This window comes from Flavobacteriaceae bacterium HL-DH10 (genome assembly GCA_031826515.1).
Lineage (GTDB): Bacteria > Bacteroidota > Bacteroidia > Flavobacteriales > Flavobacteriaceae > Thalassobellus > Thalassobellus suaedae.
In genome coordinates, this window is sequence record CP134536.1 from 3917410 (window position 1) to 3939646 (window position 22237).

General features: G+C 32.6%; 17 protein-coding genes and 1 riboswitch. Of the genes, 2 read left to right on the forward strand and 15 right to left on the reverse strand.

All coding sequences use genetic code 11. The annotated features are described in order from the left end of the window. Window positions 1-313 precede the first annotated feature (313 nt). From RHP49_16570 to RHP49_16590, 5 genes are all read right to left on the reverse strand, one after another. Entirely contained in the window at window positions 314-1120 is an 807-nt protein-coding gene (locus RHP49_16570) for a (2Fe-2S) ferredoxin domain-containing protein (GenBank protein ID WNH12489.1), read from the reverse strand. Window positions 1121-1201: 81 nt separating this feature from the next. Continuing rightward, a riboswitch (cobalamin riboswitch) is annotated at window positions 1202-1400 on the reverse strand. Between the two features lie 16 nt (window positions 1401-1416). Beyond that, window positions 1417-1947, reverse strand: a complete 531-nt coding sequence (locus RHP49_16575) for an AAA family ATPase (protein WNH12490.1) — start codon at window positions 1945-1947, stop codon at window positions 1417-1419. Between the two features lie 2 nt (window positions 1948-1949). After that, entirely contained in the window at window positions 1950-2882 is a 933-nt protein-coding gene (cbiB, locus tag RHP49_16580) for an adenosylcobinamide-phosphate synthase CbiB (GenBank protein ID WNH12491.1), read from the reverse strand. After that, window positions 2873-3880 (reverse strand): histidinol-phosphate transaminase, encoded by a 1008-nt coding sequence (locus RHP49_16585; GenBank protein ID WNH12492.1) that lies wholly within the window; start codon window positions 3878-3880, stop codon window positions 2873-2875. Before RHP49_16585 ends, cbiB begins: the two co-directional genes overlap by 10 nt. Beyond that, window positions 3874-5337, reverse strand: a complete 1464-nt coding sequence (locus RHP49_16590) for a cobyric acid synthase (GenBank protein ID WNH12493.1) — start codon at window positions 5335-5337, stop codon at window positions 3874-3876. Before RHP49_16590 ends, RHP49_16585 begins: the two co-directional genes overlap by 7 nt. Window positions 5338-5815: 478 nt before the next feature. Between RHP49_16590 and RHP49_16595 the strand changes: the two genes are divergently transcribed. Next, window positions 5816-5989, forward strand: a complete 174-nt coding sequence (locus RHP49_16595; protein ID WNH12494.1) for a hypothetical protein — start codon at window positions 5816-5818, stop codon at window positions 5987-5989. On the opposite strand, the gene mnmE is transcribed toward RHP49_16595, so the two are convergent. From mnmE to RHP49_16630, 7 genes are all read right to left on the reverse strand, one after another. Further along, complete coding sequence (gene mnmE, locus RHP49_16600; protein WNH12495.1) at window positions 5951-7348, reverse strand: tRNA uridine-5-carboxymethylaminomethyl(34) synthesis GTPase MnmE; 1398 nt, start codon at window positions 7346-7348, stop codon at window positions 5951-5953. The two genes, RHP49_16595 and mnmE, sit on opposite strands and share 39 nt — an antisense overlap. 17 nt (window positions 7349-7365) lie before the next feature. After that, window positions 7366-8196 carry a S1-like domain-containing RNA-binding protein gene (locus RHP49_16605; protein WNH12496.1) on the reverse strand — a complete coding sequence of 277 codons (831 nt, stop codon included), beginning with the start codon at window positions 8194-8196 and terminating at the stop codon, window positions 7366-7368. A gap of 89 nt (window positions 8197-8285) precedes the next feature. Beyond that, window positions 8286-8624, reverse strand: a complete 339-nt coding sequence (locus tag RHP49_16610) for a DUF2853 family protein (protein ID WNH12497.1) — start codon at window positions 8622-8624, stop codon at window positions 8286-8288. Between the two features lie 98 nt (window positions 8625-8722). Further along, entirely contained in the window at window positions 8723-10483 is a 1761-nt protein-coding gene (gene menD, locus RHP49_16615) for a 2-succinyl-5-enolpyruvyl-6-hydroxy-3-cyclohexene-1-carboxylic-acid synthase (protein ID WNH12498.1), read from the reverse strand. Between the two features lie 50 nt (window positions 10484-10533). Beyond that, window positions 10534-11655, reverse strand: coding sequence for a chorismate-binding protein (locus RHP49_16620; GenBank protein ID WNH12499.1), 1122 nt, complete (start codon window positions 11653-11655; stop codon window positions 10534-10536). 3 nt (window positions 11656-11658) lie between these two features. Further along, window positions 11659-12084: a PaaI family thioesterase gene (locus RHP49_16625; protein ID WNH12500.1), complete on the reverse strand. Its 426-nt coding sequence runs from the start codon at window positions 12082-12084 to the stop codon at window positions 11659-11661. Window positions 12085-12335: 251 nt separating this feature from the next. Beyond that, complete coding sequence (locus RHP49_16630; GenBank protein WNH12501.1) at window positions 12336-17360, reverse strand: T9SS type A sorting domain-containing protein; 5025 nt, start codon at window positions 17358-17360, stop codon at window positions 12336-12338. A 273-nt stretch (window positions 17361-17633) separates the two neighbouring features. Here RHP49_16630 and RHP49_16635 point away from each other — a divergent pair, with 273 nt between their 5' ends. After that, the gene (locus tag RHP49_16635) at window positions 17634-18170 is read left to right on the forward strand and encodes a GNAT family protein (GenBank protein ID WNH12502.1); all 537 of its coding nucleotides are present in this window, start codon (window positions 17634-17636) and stop codon (window positions 18168-18170) included. Between the two features lie 31 nt (window positions 18171-18201). Here RHP49_16635 and RHP49_16640 read toward each other — a convergent pair whose 3' ends face one another. From RHP49_16640 to RHP49_16650, 3 genes are all read right to left on the reverse strand, one after another. Then, window positions 18202-19692, reverse strand: a complete 1491-nt coding sequence (locus RHP49_16640; GenBank protein ID WNH12503.1) for an aminotransferase class V-fold PLP-dependent enzyme — start codon at window positions 19690-19692, stop codon at window positions 18202-18204. Between the two features lie 125 nt (window positions 19693-19817). After that, window positions 19818-21026, reverse strand: coding sequence for an AbiH family protein (locus RHP49_16645; protein ID WNH12504.1), 1209 nt, complete (start codon window positions 21024-21026; stop codon window positions 19818-19820). A gap of 433 nt (window positions 21027-21459) precedes the next feature. After that, entirely contained in the window at window positions 21460-22077 is a 618-nt protein-coding gene (locus RHP49_16650; protein WNH12505.1) for a MarC family protein, read from the reverse strand. Window positions 22078-22237: the final 160 nt, after the last annotated feature.

Genomic DNA, 22237 nt, shown 5'->3' on the forward strand with positions numbered 1-22237 from the left:
AACGACTTTTATTGACTTAGGTGTCTGTTTAATAATTTGTTCAATTTGAAGCGGGTGTATTGTTTCTATATTATCAAGGCGCTTTGGTGGAAAATTGATAATAAGTGTGTATGTTTTATTTATAAAAGCATCCCAATCTCCAATAATCTTATCAGATTCGATTTTTATTCTACATACCTGAAACGAATACTTACTTAGCGATTTTAAGTTATCAAGCTCAGACGTGCTACCGCTAATAGAGTACCCTTTTTTTGAAGCTGTAATGCCAGAGGCAAACCCAACCAGCCTAATCCTAAAATAGAGATATGTTTATTCATAACTGTGTTAAATCTAGATTTAAGTTTTGCAACTGGATTTTTGTACAGTATTTCCAAGCTTCGGTATTTATAGAATCAAATTCGATTTTCCCTAAGGTTTCTCCGAATTTGTTTTTAAAACGAATGCCAGTTTGCGTGGTTTCTTTTTGATAAAAATATTCTGTAATAGAAATTTTTAATTGTTGCAATTCCTTGTCATCTTTTGGAACAGCTGCAATAGTAAATTCTAAACAATCTGTTTTAGTTAGGAGTTCAAGTGTGTATTCTTTTGAATAGTTCACCTCTTTTATTTCTTTGAATGCTAAGTGGGTTTTATTAGGCACATGAAGTGTTACGCCTTCCTGCTTTTCTAACATAAATAAGAATAATGGATATAAATATTGATCTGAACTAAAACCTCTAGTAATAAGGCAATCGCCTAATTCTTCATCCGCTTTAAATTCAAAAGGTTTTGGTTTTATAGGAGCTATTTCTTTATTAGAAATCTGTTGCTTCCATCCTTCTTTATACAACAGTTCGGTTTCTAAAGGACAGTCATTATTTATATGCCCTTTAACAATATGGGTGATTTTTTTTGGTGTAAGTTCTTTGTACCAAAATTCTCCTGGATGTACAATACAGGTAGGAGCATCTTCACACCTGCCATTACATCTTGTTTTAATGGTGTGTGTATTGTTCCAATAATCATTGTTACGTAAATATGCTCTTGCAGCTCTTATAACTTGTTCGCCTCCTGCTTTTTGACAAGAACCGCCGTCGCAAAAGAAAAATGTATGTGTTGTTTTGGCAATGTTTTTACCCATCTTTTTTTATCAATGGGAAAGTAGGGTAAGAAACCCCTATAATAAGGGTATCGAACACGTTAACTTTTATTCCCGAAAGTTTATATATGTTTAGCTTTAGGCAGGTCTTCTGACTCACTCTACTTTTAACGCCTTCCCATTCCTAAGAACAGTGACTTATAGATGTTAAAAGCTTTTTAGAGCTTACAGCTGCGGGAACAGTTTTGGATTTTCACCAAATTCCCTTTTAATTCTATATCCTTTTCACAAAGAATTTGAAACCAAAAAGCACTACAAATGTATGTATTATTTTTGGATTAGATGAGGATGGTTTCTAAAATTAATTTAGTTCTTTTCTTACGAGAAGATTTAGGTAAAATGATAATATCAAACCCTTTATTTTGGTACTTTTCTAAAAGTTGTTGTTCTAATTTCAAACAATACTCAAAGTCTTGTAACCGCTGTGCATCTTGGCAATAAATATCAAACCAAGTTGGAGCAAAAAAAACAGTTTTATGGTATGCCTCTTGATATGGGAAATCGCGTAGGTACTTGGGAATCATTTTGTTTTCTAATGCTAAATAAGCTTCTAAATCCAATAACGATCTGTCACAGACTTGCGCATTGCTAGTTAATAATTCTTGACTTGTTAAATTGAATACAAGATCGGAAAAACGATTAATATCACCCCATGGCACACCGTTTCTGTTATTTTGTTGTTCATCAATAATAACTTTTCTAGAAATTTCATCCATGCAAGGAATCTTACTTTTTAGAAGATTTATTATGGTTGTTTTTCCCGTACCAGGAGCTCCAGTAACTATATGTTTTTTTTGAAGGCTACACATATTCAAAAAAGTAATAATAATCCAATAATTAAGAAACAAAACAACATGCTAACTTTATAATTAATATGTGTAACTGTTTTAATTTCTTCATGTTTAATGTCACGATTATTGCCTCCTATAAAAGGTTTATCCATCAATTTTCCATGATAATAATTAGGCCCTCCAAACTGACAATTTAAAATATATGCTAAGGCTGCTTCTGGGTATCCTGCATTCGGACTGCTATGCTTCCTTCCTTCTTTAAAAACAAACGACACCCCACTTAACTTAAACTGAACTATTAGCATTAACACTGCTGTAATTCTAGCTGGAATATAATTAGCAACATCATCTAACTTTGCTGCAAACTTTCCAAACCATATATAACGATCATTTTTATATCCAATCATGGAATCGAAGGTATTTATCATTTTATAAGCCATGGCTCCTGGAACACCCAAAATTAAAAAATAAAAAAGCGGAGCTATAACACCATCGCTCAAATTTTCAGACATAGTTTCAAAAGTTGCGACTCTAGTTTGCTGCGTAGTTAAATTATTGGTCTCTCGTCCTACAATCCAAGATAAACGCTTACGTCCAGCTTCTAAACCTTGATTTTTTAAAGTATAAAAAACAGCTAAACCCTCTTTTATTAATGTTTTATTTGCTAAACAGTAAAACAACATAAGTACTGAAAATACTATAGCTAAAATTTGAAAACTAGCACCATTCAACCATTTAATAATTAGATAAGGAACTACAAAAGAAACACTAACCAAAACAATGACTAATAAAGCTCCTTTTACAAATCTATAACGACCTTTATTAAGCATTTTTACTCCAAAAGAAATACCATTTCCATATCCTACAATAAGATGCGGCATTTTTATAGGATCTCCTAAAATTAAATCTAAAACAAAAGCAAAAATTAAAATTAAAATATGGTTTAATTCCATTCTTTTAAAACTTGAATTAATTCATTATTAGCTTCCTCACTTTGTGTTGAGAGTCTAATATATTGCCCTTCTAGTTTGTTAAAGTTAGTAGCATCACGAACAAGAATTTGATGTTCTTCAATTAAATATTGCTTTAATTCCTTAGCTGATTTATTTAATAATTGAACTAAAAAATAAGACGTATTACTTTCATTAACCTTAAAGCCATTTAATCGCGTCAATTGCTGTTTAAAAACAGCGGTTTCTTCTAATAATTCTGAAACATTAAACTGAAGCGTGTCATAGTTTTTTAAAATGAATTCACCAGCTTTTATTGCCAATAAGTTAACACTCCATGGCATTTTTAAACTTAATAATTTTGCTATGTTTGAAGCGTCGGAAACCAAATATCCCAAACGTAATCCAGGAATCGTAAAGGTTTTGGTTAAGGAACGAACAATTATTAAATTGTTATACTTACCTGTTAATGAAACAATCGATTCAATACTATTAGTAAATTCTATATATGCTTCATCAATAACAAATGTGGTATTTGGTTTTTGCTGAAAAAGAAATTCTAATTCACTCTTAGCAAAAACATATCCATTGGGATTATTAGGATTACAGATAAATACTAGTTTGGCACTGGTGTTTTTTACGTCTTTAAAAGCAATTAACTCGTAATTTAAATGAAATATTTTACATGCATCTTCATATTCTGAAAACGTAGGTGCTACAATGGCTGCTGTCTTATTACAAAACAATTGAGCTATAAGATAAAATGCTTCCGTTGCTCCATTGGTAAACAAAAATTGTGCACTATTAAGTTGAAATTTTTTAGCTGCTAATGCATTCAATTCACTTGCGGAAGGAGACGGGTAACTTTGTATTTGATGAATGTACCTTGAAACCTCATCAAGCAACGCTTTAGGGCATCCTTTATAGTACACATTTGAACTAAAATTGTGTTTAATGTCTCCTTTAATTAAATGAAGATCATCTCCATGTCCGTTTAACATTGTTGTGAGCTATTTTTTAAAATAGTTTGCATGTCTAAATTCTTATCTATCCAATCTGCTAATTTATCAAATTGTTCAGCTTTAAAAAGTCTGTAGTTTTTTGCTTGTGAATTGGGGAATCTTAATTGCAATAATTCTGTTACGACCTCTTGGTTATCAAAAATACCATGAAGGTAAGTTCCCCAACTTTTATCGCCATCAAAATAACCTTCCTCCTTCTCATCTATAAGATTTAAATGTTTATTTTTAGGTACTCTAGTTTCACCCATATGAATTTCGTAGCCTACACAAGGTTCCTTAAATTTTTTAAACTGAAAATTACGCTGTATCGTTTGCTTCGTTTGAGAAAGTTCTGTTTCAATATCAAACAGCCCCAAACCTGCTTCTTGTTGAACATGGCTCTCTATAGAAAATGGATCTGTAATAGATTTTCCCAACATTTGATATCCGCCACAAATTCCTATAATTGGAATGTGTGAATACTTATTTTTAATCACCGAATCTAAACCTTCCTTTTTTAAAGCAACTAAATCTTCAATGGTATTTTTGGTTCCCGGAATAATAATAATATCGGCTTTATTTAGTTCTTCGGAATCTCTTGTAAAATAAAGGTTAATAAGTGGTTCCTGTTCTAAAGCTTGAAAATCTGTATAATTAGACATGTAATGAAGTTTCACTACAGCAATGTTTAACTTATTTACTCTAGCTGTTGTTGCCCTAAGGTTCAATGCTACCGAGTCTTCTTCTTCAATAATAATATTTTTTGCATAAGGTAAAACACCCAAAACAGGAAGACCGGTAAGTTCTTCTAATGTTTTTTTGCCTTCAATAAATAAATTTGCATCACCTCTAAACTTATTAATAATAATGCCTTTAACAAGTTTGCGTTCCCAATCTTCTAGCAAAGCAATAGTACCATAAACGCTGCCAAATATGCCTCCTTTATCAATATCGCCCACTAAATATACGCACGCATTAGCAGCTTCTGCCATACGCATGTTTACAATATCTCTATGCTTTAAATTAAGTTCGCTAATACTACCAGCACCTTCCATAACAACAGGATTGTGCTTTAATGCTAATTTCTTAAAAGATGTTTTAGCCTCTTCAAAAAGATGTTTTTTATTGTCTCCTAAAAAATACTCTTTAGCTGTTTGGTCTCCAATTGGTTTTCCATGTAAGACAATTTGTGATTTATTTACTGATGACGGTTTTAATAAAATAGGGTTCATTTCTACCGTTGGCGGAATACCACAAGCTTCTGCTTGTACAGCTTGCGCCCTACCAATCTCAAGATTATCGGGTGTGGAAAAACTATTTAATGACATATTTTGCGCTTTAAACGGAGCTGGTTGAAATTTTCTCTGTTTAAGCCATCTGCAAATTCCAGTTGTTATCCAGCTTTTTCCAACATCGGATCCTGTACCAACTAACATTATAGGTTGTAGGTTTTGCATTTAAATTTGTTTATTTTAAACACAAAAATATTGAATAATATAGACTTTAATATCGGGTTAACGATAAAGTTTATTGAAATATCCGCCTATGCTTTTTAAAGTATGTCCTCTCTAGTTTTAAAAAATTAATTTCAATAATAAACAGCTGTAAAAGGATTGAATGGGTAACAAATTATAAAGCTTTAAAAACTGTTCTCCTATTTTTCCTTTGTTCCATTTTCTGATAAACCCCTTCCTCTAGAGCAAAATCCTTATACTCAATATGAATTCTACTATTTAATAAATCGTAAACAGGACTTAATTTATAATCTCCCAGAGGTGTTGCATTTATGAGTGCAATATTTAGTTACCTTTGTTTTAGCCATAAACTCATTGCGGCAATATTCACAAATTGGGATTATTTCAATATTTGGAATCGTTCAAACAAATAACAATACGCATCTTAATTGGATGATATTAGTTAATTAAAGGACATTAAATGGACAGAATATCTAAATATTATATAAATATTAACTTACAAATGGAAGGTGGAGAAAATATAAAATTACATATGTATTTAATAAACAATTATTTACCATTAAAAACCATAAAACACCACCAAAAAATTGAAGATTTATTTGCCGATACAAAAATTAGCGAAAATATTACCTAATAAATCATCATTAGTAATCTCGCCAGTTATTTCTCCAAAGTAGTATAACGCCTGACGAATATCTATAGCCAACAAATCTCCAGACAAACCAGATTCTAAACCATGACGCACTTTATCTACTTCATCTAAAGCTTTCAATAAAGAATCATAATGTCTTGAATTAGTAACAATTGTATCACTGTTTCTTAACAACCCTGTATTAACAAAACTTAGAAGTTTATCTTTCAATTCATCTACTCCTAACCCATTTTTAGCAGATAATAAATGAACATTTTGTATGTCATTTTGCAGAAGTTCTATCTGACTTGCATTCAATTTATCAACCTTATTCGCTACAATTAGTAAAGGTTTTAAAGGGTATTTGTTTTTAATCTTCTCTACCTCTATTTTGAAAGTATGCACAAAAGATTCGTCTTTAAAATTATTACTATCAGCAAGAAAAATAACGACTTGAGCTTGATCTATTTTTTCAAAGGTTTTCTTAATACCTATACTTTCAACCACATCTTTTGTTTCACGAATACCAGCAGTATCAATAAATCTAAATCCGATTCCTCCTATCGATATTTCATCTTCTATAGTATCTCTGGTAGTTCCGGCTATTTCAGACACAATAGCACGCTCTTCTTTTAACAAGGCATTCAAAAGTGTTGATTTACCAACGTTAGGTTCGCCAACAATGGCGACAGGAATACCATTTTTAATTACATTACCAACAGCAAACGAATCGATTAATCGTTTTAAAACAAAGCTTATACGTTCTACCAATTCTTTAAACTGTGTTCTATCAGCAAACTCTACATCTTCTTCTGCAAAATCTAATTCCAATTCTATTAGCGAAGCAAAATTCATAAGTTCTTCACGCAGTTTGGCTATTTCAGATGAAAAACCACCACGCATTTGTTGCATAGCTATTTGGTGTGATGCTTCATTATCACTCGAAATTAAATCGGCAACAGCTTCTGCTTGACTCAAATCTAACTTACCATTTAAAAAGGCTCGTAATGTAAACTCACCAGCAGTTGCCATACGGCATCCATTCCTAAGAAATAATTGAATAATTTCTTGTTGAATATAATTAGAACCATGACAAGAAATCTCTACCACATTTTCACCTGTATATGAATTTGGGTTTTTAAAAACAGACACCAATACTTCATCAATAATTTTATTACCATCAATAATATGTCCTAAATGAATGGTATGTGTTTTTTGATTAGTAAGTGATTTTTCGCTTTTTACAGATTGAAAACAGCTATCTGCTATAGAAATAGCATCTTTTCCAGATAATCGTATAACAGCAATAGCCCCAGCTCCTGAAGGTGTTGCTAATGCTACTATGGTGTCTTGATGAATCATGAAATATTGATAAAATTTTAAACCAAATAAATTCCATCTGATTTAATTTCTATTTCCTTTTGCTTATATAGTGATCCTATTGCTTTTTTGAAGTTTTTCTTACTCATTTGAAGCGTCTCTTTAATAGCTTCAGGACTCGATTTATCGGTAAGGTTTAAATATCCACTATTATCATGCAATTCATGCATAATACGCTCAGCATTGGGCTCTATATTTCTGTAACCTATTTGACCTAATCCAATATCTAACTTATTACCTGGTCGTATTTTTTTAACAATACCTTTTAGTTTATCTCCAACACTAATATCAGAGAAAATTTGATCTTTATAAATCAATCCTAAATGTTTTTTGTTTACAATCACATTCATCCCAATGTCAGATGGATGAGAGACTATTAAGTCTACCTCGTCAAATTGAGCAACTGTTAACTCTTTATTATCTAAAAAGTGATTGGTTTTACTTGAAGCGACTAACCTTTCCGTTTTTTCATCTAAATAACAATGTACCAAATACCAACCGCCAGGTTTCATTTTAAAAGCCTGTTCTTTAAACGGGCAAAACAATTCTTTAACTAATCCCCAATCTAAAAACGCACCATGTTCTGTGACTTCGTTACAACGTAATAAAGCAAACTCACCACGCTTAATATATGGCATATCTGTTGTTGCAACAGGGCGTTGTTCATTATCTAAATACACAAAAACTTCAAGCTTCTCCCAAATTTTAAATTCCTTAGGAACATATCTATTTGGTAATAACACTTGATTATCTTCATCATCAATTAAATAAGCTCCGTGTTCAGTTTCACGAAGTATTTCTAATGTATTTATCTCTCCTAAATGTATCATTTGGCAAAGGTAATGATATTAGTTTTTTGAAAAACAAAAAGCGCTACAATAATTGTAACGCTTTTTTTAATATTTAATGCTTTTATAAATTAATATACAGACTCTTTTTTGAAATGTTTAGTCAATAAATAATAAACGACAGCTCTATATTTACTACGATTTGATTTTCCGTAAGTTTCCATAACAGCGTCAATACCGTTATCTAAATCGTCGCTATCTGCAAGACCTAATTTTTTAATTAAGAAATTATTTTTAACTGTTGCTAATTCAGATTCATCAGACCCAGAAACCGTCGAAGAATCAGCATTATAAATTGATGGACCGCAACCAATAGTGACTTTAGTCAATAAATCTACGTCTGCAGTAATACCACATTTATCTTTTAAATCTGCTACATACTTAGCAATAAGTTCGTCTCGTTTACTCATAATAATGTTTTGTTTTAATGTGTTTATAAATACTTTAATTGATAACTGTTTTAAAGATAATTATTTTTTAGACACACCAAATAACTAAAAGTCACATTTTAACTTATAAACTTAAAATAATCTATGAGCGCCTCATCATTGAAGTTTTTTGGTGTAAAAATTTCTAATAATTTAGGCGCAGTACTTTTTGCAAAAAAGGATTGTAACGTTGTTTCTAAATCTACTTCGTTAGATATTGTAGCATATTCAAAACCATGCATTTCACTTAAATGCCTCGCAGATAAATTATGATTGGTTTCAAAATAGGTGCTAAAATTCTCGGTGTTTTTATGCCCAGGCAAAATTCTAAAAATTCCACCGCCTTGGTTATTAATGACAATAATTCTAAAATTTACAGGAATATAATTATTCCAAAGGGCATTACTATCGTATAAAAAACTTAAATCGCCTGTAACAAAAATAGTTGGTTTAGTATTGGCAACCGCACAACCTATAGCTGTAGAGGTACTTCCATCTATACCACTGGTACCTCTATTACAAAACACGTCTAAAGTTTTATTAATACTAAACAACTGCGAATATCGAATAGCAGAACTATTCCCTATTTGTAAAATATACTGGTTAGGTATGGCTTTAAATATTTTATCAAAAACTTTAAAATCGCTAAACGGCACTTGTTTTGAGTACTCTTTATGTTTAAGCAAACGCTTTTGTTTTACAGCAGTCCAATTGGCTTTAAAATCACTCTTAACATAATGTGTTATTTTAGGCAAAAAGGCTTCAAAAAATGTATTGGGAGTTGTCTCTATATGATTACTTAAACAGAAAAAAGTGTCGTTTGCTTCTTTTTCATCGATATGCCAATGTTGTTTAGGCTGATATTTTCTTAGTAACTGTTTTATCTTTTTTGATACTATTAAGCCTCCAAAGGTTAAAAGTATATCGGGTTGTAATTGCTTTTTTTCTTCTTCTGATAAAGGTGCAATAATTTGATCGATACTCGGAAAAAAACTTTTATCATGAAGATTTGAAGTTGTTTCGGTAAACACTATAACACTATCATCTTCAATCAATTCATCTAACCATTTTTCATCTATAGTATGAGGTTGATTAGTACCAACTAGAATCATTTTTTTAGACGCAGCATTCCAATCCTCTAAACACTCTAAAATAACATGATTCTCTATAGTTTTTTCTTTTATTACAGGTGTTGTTGCTTTAGGAGACACAATTAACTTATCTACCATGTCATAAAGTGGCTCATCAAACGGAATATTAATATGAACAGGACCTTTTTTTAAGTTTGAAAAATTAATAGCAGTATTTATTGCTTCTTCATTAAAAGTTTGAATGTCTTTTTGCAAACCTAATAAACGCTCTAGCTTATCCTCTAAATTTTTCATCATTGGCAACGCCTCATTACCAGGAATATTTTTTTCGTCTTTTAAATCGAGTTTTAAATTCGCTGAATATAAAATGTGATTTTCAAAAACATTTTTCTGATTAATGGTTTGCCCATCTCCAATGCCAATTAAATGTTTTGGTCTGTCTGCCGATAAAACTACTAACGGAATATTACTATAAAAAGCCTCTGCTACTGCAGGGTAATAATTTAAAAGCGCACTCCCCGATGTACAAACAACCGCCGTTGATTTATTAATTTGCTGTGCGATGCCTAGAGCAAAAAACGCGGCACAACGTTCGTCAACAATACTATAGCATGTAAAATAAGAATCGTTAGTAAACCCTATAGTTAAAGGGGCATTTCTACTACCTGGAGAAATAACTATATGCTGTATTCCTTTTGCTTTACAAAGCTGGATAACGGTTTGAGCAAGTGGAATTTTTGGATAAATCATATACTTTTAATCAAAGCGTAAAAGTAATAATAGCCTATTAAATACCCTAATTACAAAATGCTTTTAATTACCTGAGATTTCGAAACGGTTTCCTCCCATTCACTATCGGCATGAGAGTTTATAGTAACACCACCGCCAATGTAAATAATGGCTTTATTGTCCTGTATTTGCATGCAACGCAAATTAACATAAAGCTGCGTACTTTTTTTGGTTATTGCATACGCTCTATTTTCAATATTACGTTTACCAGATCGTGGTGCCTTTACGATATCTAAATTTAATTCGCCTAAAAAACCCGTATAAAACTCACGTTTATAATCTTCATTTTTTACAATGAATACTTTAGCTTCCTGTTTAGGCAAGCCACAAACTGCTGGTGTAGGGTGTATATTAGTAATAACTTCTTTTAATGTAGAATTAGGCTTTAAACGTGCTGAAATCATCGTTTTTAAATGCAATAAATTTCCTGCCTTTACGGTTTCGGTTTTCGATATTTGTAGGTGTTCTACCGTATCTTGTAAACTATCCACAATAAAATCTGTAACAAATTTCTGTTCCTGCTTTTCTTTGTCTTGCCAAACCACATTTAAAGACCCTTTATAGTCTTGCGTGCCTGCCAATGCCATAATAGAAAACCGAGTCCCTTCAATTTTTACAAGTGTTTCGGGCGTAGCACCTAACCACAACCCTACTTTAGGATGATACCAACAATACACAAATGCCGATGCATATTTATTTAATAAACGTTTAAAAATAGAAATTGGATTATTGTCTTCTAGTTCAACTGTTTCTTTTCGAGATAACACTACTTTTTTAAATACCCCTTTATTAATGGCCTCAACACCTTTATTAACGAGTTTGATATGAATACTTTTTGAATCTGCTAAAGTATTGTCCTGTATGGATTGAACTTTAGCTCCATCAGGAATTACAGGCTGTTCAGTTGTTGTAATAACCTCTGACGCTTCTATAGGCATTAAAACTGTTTTTTCGGCATCATCAAACGGAGAAAACACGAAGCCTTTTTCTGTGAAATCTTTAGTAAAAATTAAATCGTCTGTACTTTGAAGCATACCACTAACCTTAATTTCATTAGGTTTTCTGTAAACTACAAAAGGTAAGTTATGGTTGTATTGAATGTCAATACGTTTAAAAAAATCGTCCTGAATCATTAACTACTGCTTTTTAGGTAACGAAATAGTAGATAGCCTACAAACCGATATTAAATTATTAGCTTCATCGGTAACTCTTATATCAAGCAATTGTGTAGTTCTACCTTTATGAATAAAAGTAGCTTTAGCATACACAAAACCCTCTTTTATACTTTTTAAATGATTTGCAGTAATCTCTATTCCACGCACAAAAAACTTCTCAGTATCTATAAAAATATGTGAAGCAAAACTACCAACACTTTCAGCCAAAGCTGCTATAGCACCACCATGTAAAACACCATCTGGTTGATGCACTCTAGGTGTTACAGGCATTCTAGCAACTAAAAAATTTTCGCCATAGTCTATAACCTCAATATTTAAGGTTTCCATTAACGTGTTTTTACAAGCCTTATTAGCTTGCTCTAAAAGTTCTTTCTTAGATAATGGCATAAAATAATTTGTTTTAACTTTTGATGGTAAATGTACAAAACCGAAGTCAAAAATGAATTCAACAAAAAAAGAAATATCTGGAAATCTTCAACGCTAAACATGTTAATTAAAATCTCCAATAAGGTTTTATATTGGTATACAGTTTTTACTTTATACTTACCTCACAAGTCTTTATTACAATATTAAATAAGAAAAGCAGTCATTTTCATGACTGCTTTTCGTTAAAATAAATTGGCTATTAATCTAAAAGACTATTGTCTATCTACGGAAATTATTTTCTTAACTAAATCTCCACGATTGGTAGTCAACCTCACAAATAATACTCGATTTGTATTTCTTGTCATATCAAACTGCACATTACCTTGTGAACCTTTTTTGTAATTAGTAATATCCTTACTCATAACACGTGCTCCACGAATATCATAGATATCAATTGCTATATTGGTATCAAAACTGTAGTTATATCGTATATTAAGTACATTGGTATAAGGTACTGGATAGGCTGTAAAGTTTATGCTTTTAGCAGTCATTGAAGATTTACTAGTACTCTGCGCTGAAAATTCTTGTTGAGACGGCAAACCACAGGTATTATTACATTCATTAAAAGCTGTTAAAGGCTCTATATAAGTCGATAAATCGGCTGCTGAATCAAAATCATTCAGACAGAAATTTATTGAAGCTACCTCATTCATAGTCGCATCTGGTGTACCATTAAAAATATTAGGTATATTAACCCCATTAACCACATCAATACACACTAAGTTACTTACAAGATTGTCTCCAAAAGTTCCTCCATTGTATAATAAATTCAATCTTGCAGCTAATAAATGATGTAATAATGTTTCACCATTAGGGTAAGGAGCAAAATGCTCTGCTATAGCAACAACCGCAGGAGTACAAGAAGGTGGTATTTTATTATTTCCACGAGTACTACCGCTATATTCGAACAAGCATGTAATATCATCAGCAGTTAAAGTATATTCTTGATCACAAAGAACAAATCCTATTGTATCTGTTTCGCCAGAACACGAACTTTTACCTTTTACCTTGGTAACTGTACCACCTAGTACACCACAGATTTCTGCTGGGTGATTTTTCCAAAATCCTGGTGTCCATGTACATTCATCAACACACTTCTGGGTAGTAATATCAATTTCACAAGTGGTAATACACAAATTCGCATCTGTTATTTTGAGCGTAATTTTTGTAGCACCTAATGCAAAACTAGAAACACTTACAGTTTCACTGGCGTTATTGGGTGAAAATGAAGCACCATTATCACTTGTCCATTCATAGCTGTAATTTGTAGTTCCACCTGTTGGGTTTGCCGTTAAACTAATAGACTCCCCTAAACAAATAGTAGTAACACCACTATTGTTTGTAATTGAGCATTGTAGTAAGGGTGGCTCAGTAATATTCTCTTCTTGTGTAAACTCACACACTCCTGTATTACCTTCTCCATCTGGATAGGCGACTTTGATAACATATTTACCTGGCCCATAACTTCCGCCCTCGATCGTAGCCTCATCTGATACAACAAATGGTCCATCATCTGTAGATAATGAGAAGATTGGTGTACCCGTACCTGAAGTACTTACTATGGTTAAGGTTCCATCGGCATCATCATAGCATGTTACATTCGTGCTTGAGGTTACTAGGGTAACATTATCTGGCTGTGTAATATTCTCTTCTTGTGTAAACTCACACACTCCTGCATTACCTTCTCCATCTGGATAGGCGACTTTGATAACATATTTACCCGGTCCATAACTTCCGCCCTCGATGGTAGCCTCGTCTGATACAACAAATGGTCCATCATCTGTAGATAATGAGAAGATTGGTGTACCTGTACCTGAAGTACTTACTATGGTTAAGGTTCCATCGGCATCATCATAGCATGTTACATTCGTGCTTGAGGTTACTAGGGTAACATTATCTGGCTGTGTAATATTCTCTTCTTGTGTAAACTCACACACTCCTGCATTACCTTCTCCATCTGGATAGGCGACTTTGATAACATATTTACCCGGTCCATAACTTCCGCCCTCAATGGTAGCCTCGTCTGATACAACGAATGGTCCATCATCTGTAGATAATGAGAAGATTGGTGTACCTGTACCTGAAGTACTTACTATGGTTAAGGTTCCATCGGCATCATCATAACATGTTACATTCGTGCTTGAGGTTACTAGGGTAACATTATCTGGCTGTGTAATGTTCTCTTCTTGTGTAAACTCACACACTCCTGCATTACCTTCTCCATCTGGATAGGCGACTTTGATAACATATTTACCCGGTCCATAACTTCCGCCCTCAATGGTAGCCTCGTCTGATACAACGAATGGTCCATCATCTGTAGATAATGAGAAGATTGGTGTACCTGTACCTGAAGTACTTACTATGGTTAAGGTTCCATCGGCATCACCATAACATGTCACATTCGTGCTTGAGGTTACTAGGGAAACATTATCTGGCTGTGTAATATTCTCTTCTTGTGTAAACTCACACACTCCTGCATTACCTTCTCCATCTGGATAGGCGACTTTGATAACATATTTACCTGGTCCATAACTTCCGCCCTCGATGGTAGCCTCATCTGATACAACAAATGGTCCATCATCTGTAGATAATGAGAAGATTGGTGTACCTGTACCTGAAGTACTTACTATGGTTAAGGTTCCATCGGCATCACCATAACATGTCACATTCGTGCTTGAGGTTACTAGGGAAACATTATCTGGCTGTGTAATATTCTCTTCTTGTGTAAACTCACACACTCCTGCATTACCTTCTCCATCTGGATAGGCGACTTTGATAACATATTTACCTGGTCCATAACTTCCGCCCTCGATGGTAGCCTCATCTGATACAACAAATGGTCCATCATCTGTAGATAATGAGAAGATTGGTGTACCTGTACCTGAAGTACTTACTATGGTTAAGGTTCCACCAGCATCATCATAACATGTCACATTCGTGCTTGAGGTTACTAGGGTAACATTATCTGGCTGTGTAATATTCTCTTCTTGTGTAAACTCACACACTCCTGCATTACCTTCTCCATCTGGATAGGCGACTTTGATAACATATTTACCTGGTCCATAACTTCCGCCCTCGATCGTAGCCTCATCTGATACAACAAATGGTCCATCATCTGTAGATAATGAGAAGATTGGTGTACCTGTACCTGAAGTACTTACTATGGTTAAGGTTCCATCGGCATCATCATAGCATGTTACATTCGTGCTTGAGGTTACTAGGGTAACATTATCTGGCTGTGTTATATTCTCTTCTTGTGTAAACTCACACACTCCTGCATTACCTTCTCCATCTGGATAGGCGACTTTGATAACATATTTACCCGGTTCATAACTTCCGCCCTCGATGGTAGCCTCGTCTGATACAACAAATGGTCCATCATCTGTAGATAATGAGAAGATTGGTGTACCTGTACCTGAAGTACTTACTATGGTTAATGTTCCATCGGCATCATCATAACATGTTACATTCGTGCTTGAGGTTACTAGGGTAACATTATCTGGCTGTGTAATGTTCTCTTCTTGTGTAAACTCACACACTCCTGCATTACCTTCTCCATCTGGATAGGCGACTTTGATAACATATTTACCTGGTCCATAACTTCCGCCCTCGATCGTAGCCTCGTCTGATACAACAAATGGTCCATCATCTGTAGATAATGAGAAGATTGGTGTACCTGTACCTGAAGTACTTACTATGGTTAATGTTCCATCGGCATCATCATAACATGTCACATTCGTGCTTGAGGTTACTAGGGTAACATTATCTGGCTCATTCACATTGGCAGTACAACTGCTAGAACAATCTGTATCATTAGCATCCCTAACTAAAATAGTATAATCGGTATCTGAAGCAGATAACCCATTAAATGTATGCGTATCATCACCGCCATCGGAAAACCAATCTGTACCATTATTAATACTAAATTCATAATCGCCACTACCTTCATAACCTGTTACTGTAATTGAACCATCTGAAGCTCCATTACAACTTACATGACTAGCATCGGCATCACAAGTAACTTGAGATACAGTAATTGTTTCTTCACAAGTTACTATTATACCAGATTCATTTCCTAATTCTACTTGAACAGTATACGATCCTCCTTGTGTTGTTGTAACAGATACATTTGCGGTATCAGTTATCCCACCAACAAAAGATGCTCCTGCGGTGTTACTAACAAATGTCCATGAATATGTATCGGCTCCTGAAGCTTCTGGAACACCAAAATATTGAGTATCTCCAGCACATAAACTAGTTGGACAATCTATAGGTTCCCCTTGTGAATTAGTACATAACCCTGTTGGGTTTTCTGGAAAATCACTAGGACAAAGAGGCGCAGCCAATGCAATTTGCAAAGACCGATCTTGGTTTCCTAAATTCCCTAAATTCCAATCTATAACTCTCATGTGATATGGTGATCCATTAATACCACCAGCCGATAAAATTGGGCTAAGTCCCCAATCTTGTCTAAGCGCAATATGGCCTCCCCAAGACATTATTACAGTTTCTTGAGATGGCGTAAATTTAACCGTAAATTCTACTTTTGTTTCTCCTCTAGTCAAGTCTAAAACTTCCACAGCATTTAGTGGAGTGCCACTATCAAAATATTCGTAAGTAACTCCGTAGCCATTATTAAAATCGGCGCCCCATATAGATATAAATCCATCTCCAAGGGCTCCATAACCATCATCATCTCCATTAGTTACTAATGCATTAAACTCATTTCTAGCATTTTGAACACCTGTAATACCATCATTTGGAGCTGCTAAATAAGAAGGAAGCGTTATATCAAGTCTATCATCTGGAGCAGACAAAGCAGATGGGAGTAAAGGATTGACTACTTCTTCATTGGTATGGGGTTCCCCAAAATTATGTGGTTGAAGTTGCTGATAATGTGTTATAAAATCTATAGCATATTTTGAACCATTAACCAAATCGTATCCTAAAGTTAGAATAACTTCTTGATTTATTGGCATACCAGTCATAGTTGCCCTATACGCTACTGAGTGTCCTTCAATATAATGAGCCTGATTTGGATTTAAATTACCATTTTGCCACATCATTGGATCTTCAGGTGCTGCACTTTCTTCATTCCCTGCTTGAGCCAAACTAATACCTTGTCCATAAATTGTCGTGGACAACAGAAACATCCCTATTGTTAAACAACAATAGATTAAATTTTTAAAGACGGTACTTTGAATAGCCCATCCATTTGGTTTTGTAAAATTTTGCATAATAGTAGAAATTAATTAATAGTCTTGTTTACCTAACAGGAAGTAAATATTATAGGTAGATAATAGGGGATTATTAAGTATAAAAAAGCATACTTAAAAAAACTATTTTGCTATTAATCAATAAAATTAACCTTTAAAGGTTATTCTAATATTCTTAAGGGAAGAATATAACAATATAAATATTTAAATGAATTTATCAATATTAATTCGTTTAAAACCAATATTTTACGATAAATCGCTTAGATTTTTTATATTAATTATATATTTTTGATAATGCATTCTCCTACCTTAGAAAATAACCGCACTAAACTTTCGCTTTTAGATTTAAGCAATTATAAACACTTATTAGAAATTGCCAAACAACCTAATTTAGTACAATACTCGCCTAGTAAAATTGATACACCAGACGATTTAAAAAACTATGTTCAAAATGCAGTAGATTCTTATTATCAAAAAACCGCAATACCTTTTATTGTGTTTGATAAATTAACAAATGCCTATGCTGGTTGTACGCGTTTTGGCTTAATTAATTGGAATAATAAAGTATTGCATATTGGTTGGACTTGGATTGGGATACAGTTTCAAGGTAGCGGACTTAACAAAAACATGAAGTTTTTAATGCTACAATATGCATTTGAATCCTTAAATTTTAATAAAGTTGAATTTAGAGTTGACGAACGTAATTTAAAATCAAGAAAAGCTATTGAAAAACTTGGGGCCACTCTTGAAGGTATTTTACGAAAAGATACCGTCATGCTTCATGGTTTTACACGCAGTACTTGTTGTTATGGTATTTTGAAAGAAGAATGAGACAGCATTAAAAATGATATTTTGCAATAACTTAAACTTTCATTTTTGTTTCAGATAGTTTTAAATGCACTTTCTTTCCTTCTCTTACAACTATATCTATAATGTCTTTTATATCTTTTTCAGAAGTTCTGAAATTTACAATACAAGCTCTCAAACAATAGTGTTTGTTAACAATAGCATTGGATAAAAACACGTCGCCTCCAGCTTGTAATTCATTTAATAAAGCTTCATTTAATGGATTGAGATACCCACTGTCTTTATTTATTTCCATAGGAATATACCTAAACGTAGCAATGCTTAAATTTTGAGAGACTGCTTCTAACTCAGGATGTTTATCAGCAAGGTCGAATAACATTTCAGAAAGGGCAATGTCCTCACTAATTAGTTTTTCATAACCGCTTCTGCCAACTTGTTGCAATGCCAACCAAACCTTTAAAGCTCTAAAACCACGTGAGTTTTGAAGTCCGTACTCATAAAAGTTTTGAGCAACATCATCTTCATTCTTACTAAAGTTATAATATTCTGGATGCGAACTATAGGTATCTATTAAATGTTGTGGATTTTTAACCAAAGTACAACCCGCTTCTAACGGACTGTACAACCATTTATGAGGATCTAAAGCAATAGAGTCTGCCTCTTTAATACCTTCAAACATGTTTTTAAGTTCAGGAATAATGGCAGCAGGCGCACCATACGCACCATCAATATGAAACCATAAATCGTATGTTTTACAAATAGTGGATATGTTGCTTAAATTATCAACAACACCTGTACTTACATCACCAGCAGTACCTACCACCATTAATGGCATACAATTGTTTTCTAAATCTTTTTTTATGGTAGATTCTAATACATTAATATCCATTTTATTGGAAGCATCTGTTTGAATCCATCGTACTGCGTTTGTGCCTAAACCAAATAAAATGGCTGCTTTTTCAATCCAAGTATGTGTTGATTTAGAACAGTAAACTGTTAATTTATTTTGAGCGTTTTGAATACCATCTTCCTTAACACTTTTTGGTGCTTTCGCTGTTCTTGCGGCTAAAAATGCCGTAAAGTTTGCCATATTACCGCCACTTACTAATATGCCACCATAGTTTGATGACACACCAATAAATTCACATAACCACTTAACCGTTTGTTTTTCAATTTCGGTCGCCATCGGACTTAAAATATGTGCGCCAACATTTGGGTTAACCGAAGCTGCTAACAAATCGGCTAAGGCGCCTATAGGGGCAGCTGAAGATGTTATATAACCAAAAAACTTAGGATGCCCGTTTAATAAAGAATGATTAAAAAGTAAATCGGTTGTTTTAGAAATTAACTCGGTTGCATCTGTTCCTTTTTCGGGTAAAGAAAGGTTTCCTAAAATGGTTTGTAATTGACTCGGACTCTCATTTGGAGTTACTGGCTTTTTATCTATAGAACCAATAAAATTAGAAATATCATCAATTAATTGATACCCGATTTTTCGAAATTCTTCCGAATCCATCTCAATGGATGATGTTCTGGTTTTTGACATGGTAATTACAGTGTGTTTAAGTATCTACTAATTTAGGAAATATAAACGGAATAGGAAATTTGGGAGGATTTTCGTAAACAAGCTTGTACTAGCAATTAATTATACACCATGTTGTGCAACGTTATTTAAATATTATAAGAAACTCCTGCTGACATGCTAATATCTTTTTTTAATTCATGTCTTAATTCTGTTGAGTCAATATTTAAGAACATAAGATTTTTACTTCTCATAAGTGCTTGAATATCATCTTTACCTCTTATATTCAAGAGATTTATCAATAGTTTTGACTTAGAGGACTTATTATGATGTATAATAAGAATTGTTTTAATTTTTGATTTTAAGCCATTCACAAAATCAAATACTTCGTTGATATAATCTTCATCAGAAGTATCTAAAGAATGACCAAAAAAGAAAAACTGAAAATTTGAATTCTTTTTTTTCTCGAAATCAGATATAAATTCAAAATCAGTATTGTTGTTTAATTTTTGATAGTATTTAGTAAATGGTAAAAAATATCTCTTATCTAGCTCGTCATTTGGAATTTCATTAATGCCTAAAACAATTTCATTTGAATCAGAGTCAATTTTTCCATGTAAAAAACTTGTTTTGTTGACTCTTTTATAGATTTTCTCAAAAGTTGGTGTATAATTAAATGTATAATGTTTTGTTATTGATAAAAACAAGTTTCTATCAACTCTAGTTTTTTGATTGTCATAAAATGGATATACAAAAACTTCAAAATATAAATTGAATATTTTTTTAAAGTCTTTTAATTCCTCTATTAATTTTTGAGTTATTTTATTTAAGTCTACATCAATAAAAAAATCATATTTTTTAATAAGATAATTCACATTTAAAGTAATGTCATAATTTTCCTTCAAAGTAATGATATTAAATCTATTTAGTACCTGTAATATCTCAACATCATTATTAAAGAGCAATGGTTTATAATTAATTTTCTCTTCAGAAAGTGAACCTTTTGAAAATATATTGTCTTTGATGTATTTTACAGATGTGAATAGATTATTTAAGACATATTCAATTTTATTTTCAAAGTCAATCCAAGTTTCTATTTCCAATTCGTTTTGGAAAAACTGGAACCATAAATTACTTTGAATTTCAACTTTTAAAATTTCGATTTTTTCACAATCAATACTAAACACGTTGTATTTTTTAGTTATTTGTTCATAATTAGAACAATTACTATAAACAGAGTCAAAATTAATTTCCCCATAATTATCAAGTGAGTTTAATATATTAATAAAATCACTATATGATGTTGGTAAACCTAAGCTTAAATCAAATCCGTTTCCTGTAATTAATATCTTTGGCATAGGTTTTTGTCAAATATTGCACAACGTTTAAGATATGAATCCGTTTCAATGATTTATATCCTCCGATAAGCGAAGTTATAATTTTTCTTACTTAATTGAAAGTGAAGTTATAAACAGTTGTAAACAAAAACACCTTCCAAAATATTGAAAAGTGTTTGTTTGATATTTATTAGGTTAAATAAAAACTAAGTAATACGCTTTATGTGATTTCTCCTTGTGTCGAAATGACTTAGAAATACAATTAAGACTCGTTTGTCATGTCGACATGAGGTACGATTAAGACATCGCATAACACGCTAAGAGCAAACCATGTGATGTTCTTTATGTGATTTCTCCTAGCGAAAATGACTTGTAAATGCAAAAATAATAGCTTGTCATGTCGAAAAGAGGCACGATTGAGACATCGCATAACACGCTACTTCTATAATAGCATTTAAACCAAATCAAAAGAAATTTTCAATCCTTGAATTATCATGTTGGTACCTATAATAGCAATAATAAGTCCCATTATTTTACCAATAACAGATATGACATTTCTACCAAGTCTTTTAACCAAATAATCGCTTAAATTAAACGCTACATAATTTAAGAAACACATAATAGCATAGATGAAAATAACAATAGCTATTTTAACGTAACCACCATTAGACACAAAATTCATAGCGGTTACAATAGTACCAGGACCAGCAATAATAGGAATAGCTAAAGGAGAAATAGCTAAGTCTTCATCTACATTGGTTTTGTTTAAATGTTTAACATTCGATTTTTTAGATTGCAGCATTTCAAAACCTACAAAGAATATTAAAATGCCTCCTGTTATTTTAAACGCAGGAATGGTTATACCAAATAATTGAAAAAGAAACTTACCTAATATTACAAAAATAAGGACAATTATAAAAGCTACAATAACCGCTTTCTTACTAATTTGTCGCTTTGTTTTCTCATCTTCATCATCAACTAACGACATAAATATCGTCATATTAGAAATTGGATTTGTAATAGCAAAAAAACCTGTAAATACTGTTATTGAAAATGCTAAAAGATGATCCATTTAATTTCTTCTGTTTATTTTAATTCTCACCGTTATAAAATATTATTAACTGGTGGTAAATGAGATGCGAAATTAAAATTTCCAATGCAGAACGGCAATTTTTTATGACAATAGTTATTAACCAATTAACATCTTTTTAATTAAAATTGACCATGTGTTT

Excerpts from the sequence above, each read along its gene's own strand:
- RHP49_16570 (WNH12489.1), bottom strand. The coding sequence starts at position 1,120 with ATGGGTAAAAACATTGCCAAAACAACACATACATTTTTCTTTTGCGAC.
- RHP49_16575 (WNH12490.1), bottom strand. The coding sequence starts at position 1,947 with ATGTGTAGCCTTCAAAAAAAACATATAGTTACTGGAGCTCCTGGTACG.
- cbiB (WNH12491.1), bottom strand. The coding sequence starts at position 2,882 with ATGGAATTAAACCATATTTTAATTTTAATTTTTGCTTTTGTTTTAGAT.
- RHP49_16585 (WNH12492.1), bottom strand. The coding sequence starts at position 3,880 with ATGTTAAACGGACATGGAGATGATCTTCATTTAATTAAAGGAGACATT.
- RHP49_16590 (WNH12493.1), bottom strand. The coding sequence starts at position 5,337 with ATGCAAAACCTACAACCTATAATGTTAGTTGGTACAGGATCCGATGTT.
- RHP49_16595 (WNH12494.1), top strand. The coding sequence starts at position 5,816 with ATGGACAGAATATCTAAATATTATATAAATATTAACTTACAAATGGAA.
- mnmE (WNH12495.1), bottom strand. The coding sequence starts at position 7,348 with ATGATTCATCAAGACACCATAGTAGCATTAGCAACACCTTCAGGAGCT.
- RHP49_16605 (WNH12496.1), bottom strand. The coding sequence starts at position 8,196 with ATGATACATTTAGGAGAGATAAATACATTAGAAATACTTCGTGAAACT.
- RHP49_16610 (WNH12497.1), bottom strand. The coding sequence starts at position 8,624 with ATGAGTAAACGAGACGAACTTATTGCTAAGTATGTAGCAGATTTAAAA.
- menD (WNH12498.1), bottom strand. The coding sequence starts at position 10,483 with ATGATTTATCCAAAAATTCCACTTGCTCAAACCGTTATCCAGCTTTGT.
- RHP49_16620 (WNH12499.1), bottom strand. The coding sequence starts at position 11,655 with ATGATTCAGGACGATTTTTTTAAACGTATTGACATTCAATACAACCAT.
- RHP49_16625 (WNH12500.1), bottom strand. The coding sequence starts at position 12,084 with ATGCCATTATCTAAGAAAGAACTTTTAGAGCAAGCTAATAAGGCTTGT.
- RHP49_16630 (WNH12501.1), bottom strand. The coding sequence starts at position 17,360 with ATGCAAAATTTTACAAAACCAAATGGATGGGCTATTCAAAGTACCGTC.
- RHP49_16635 (WNH12502.1), top strand. The coding sequence starts at position 17,634 with ATGCATTCTCCTACCTTAGAAAATAACCGCACTAAACTTTCGCTTTTA.
- RHP49_16640 (WNH12503.1), bottom strand. The coding sequence starts at position 19,692 with ATGTCAAAAACCAGAACATCATCCATTGAGATGGATTCGGAAGAATTT.
- RHP49_16645 (WNH12504.1), bottom strand. The coding sequence starts at position 21,026 with ATGCCAAAGATATTAATTACAGGAAACGGATTTGATTTAAGCTTAGGT.
- RHP49_16650 (WNH12505.1), bottom strand. The coding sequence starts at position 22,077 with ATGGATCATCTTTTAGCATTTTCAATAACAGTATTTACAGGTTTTTTT.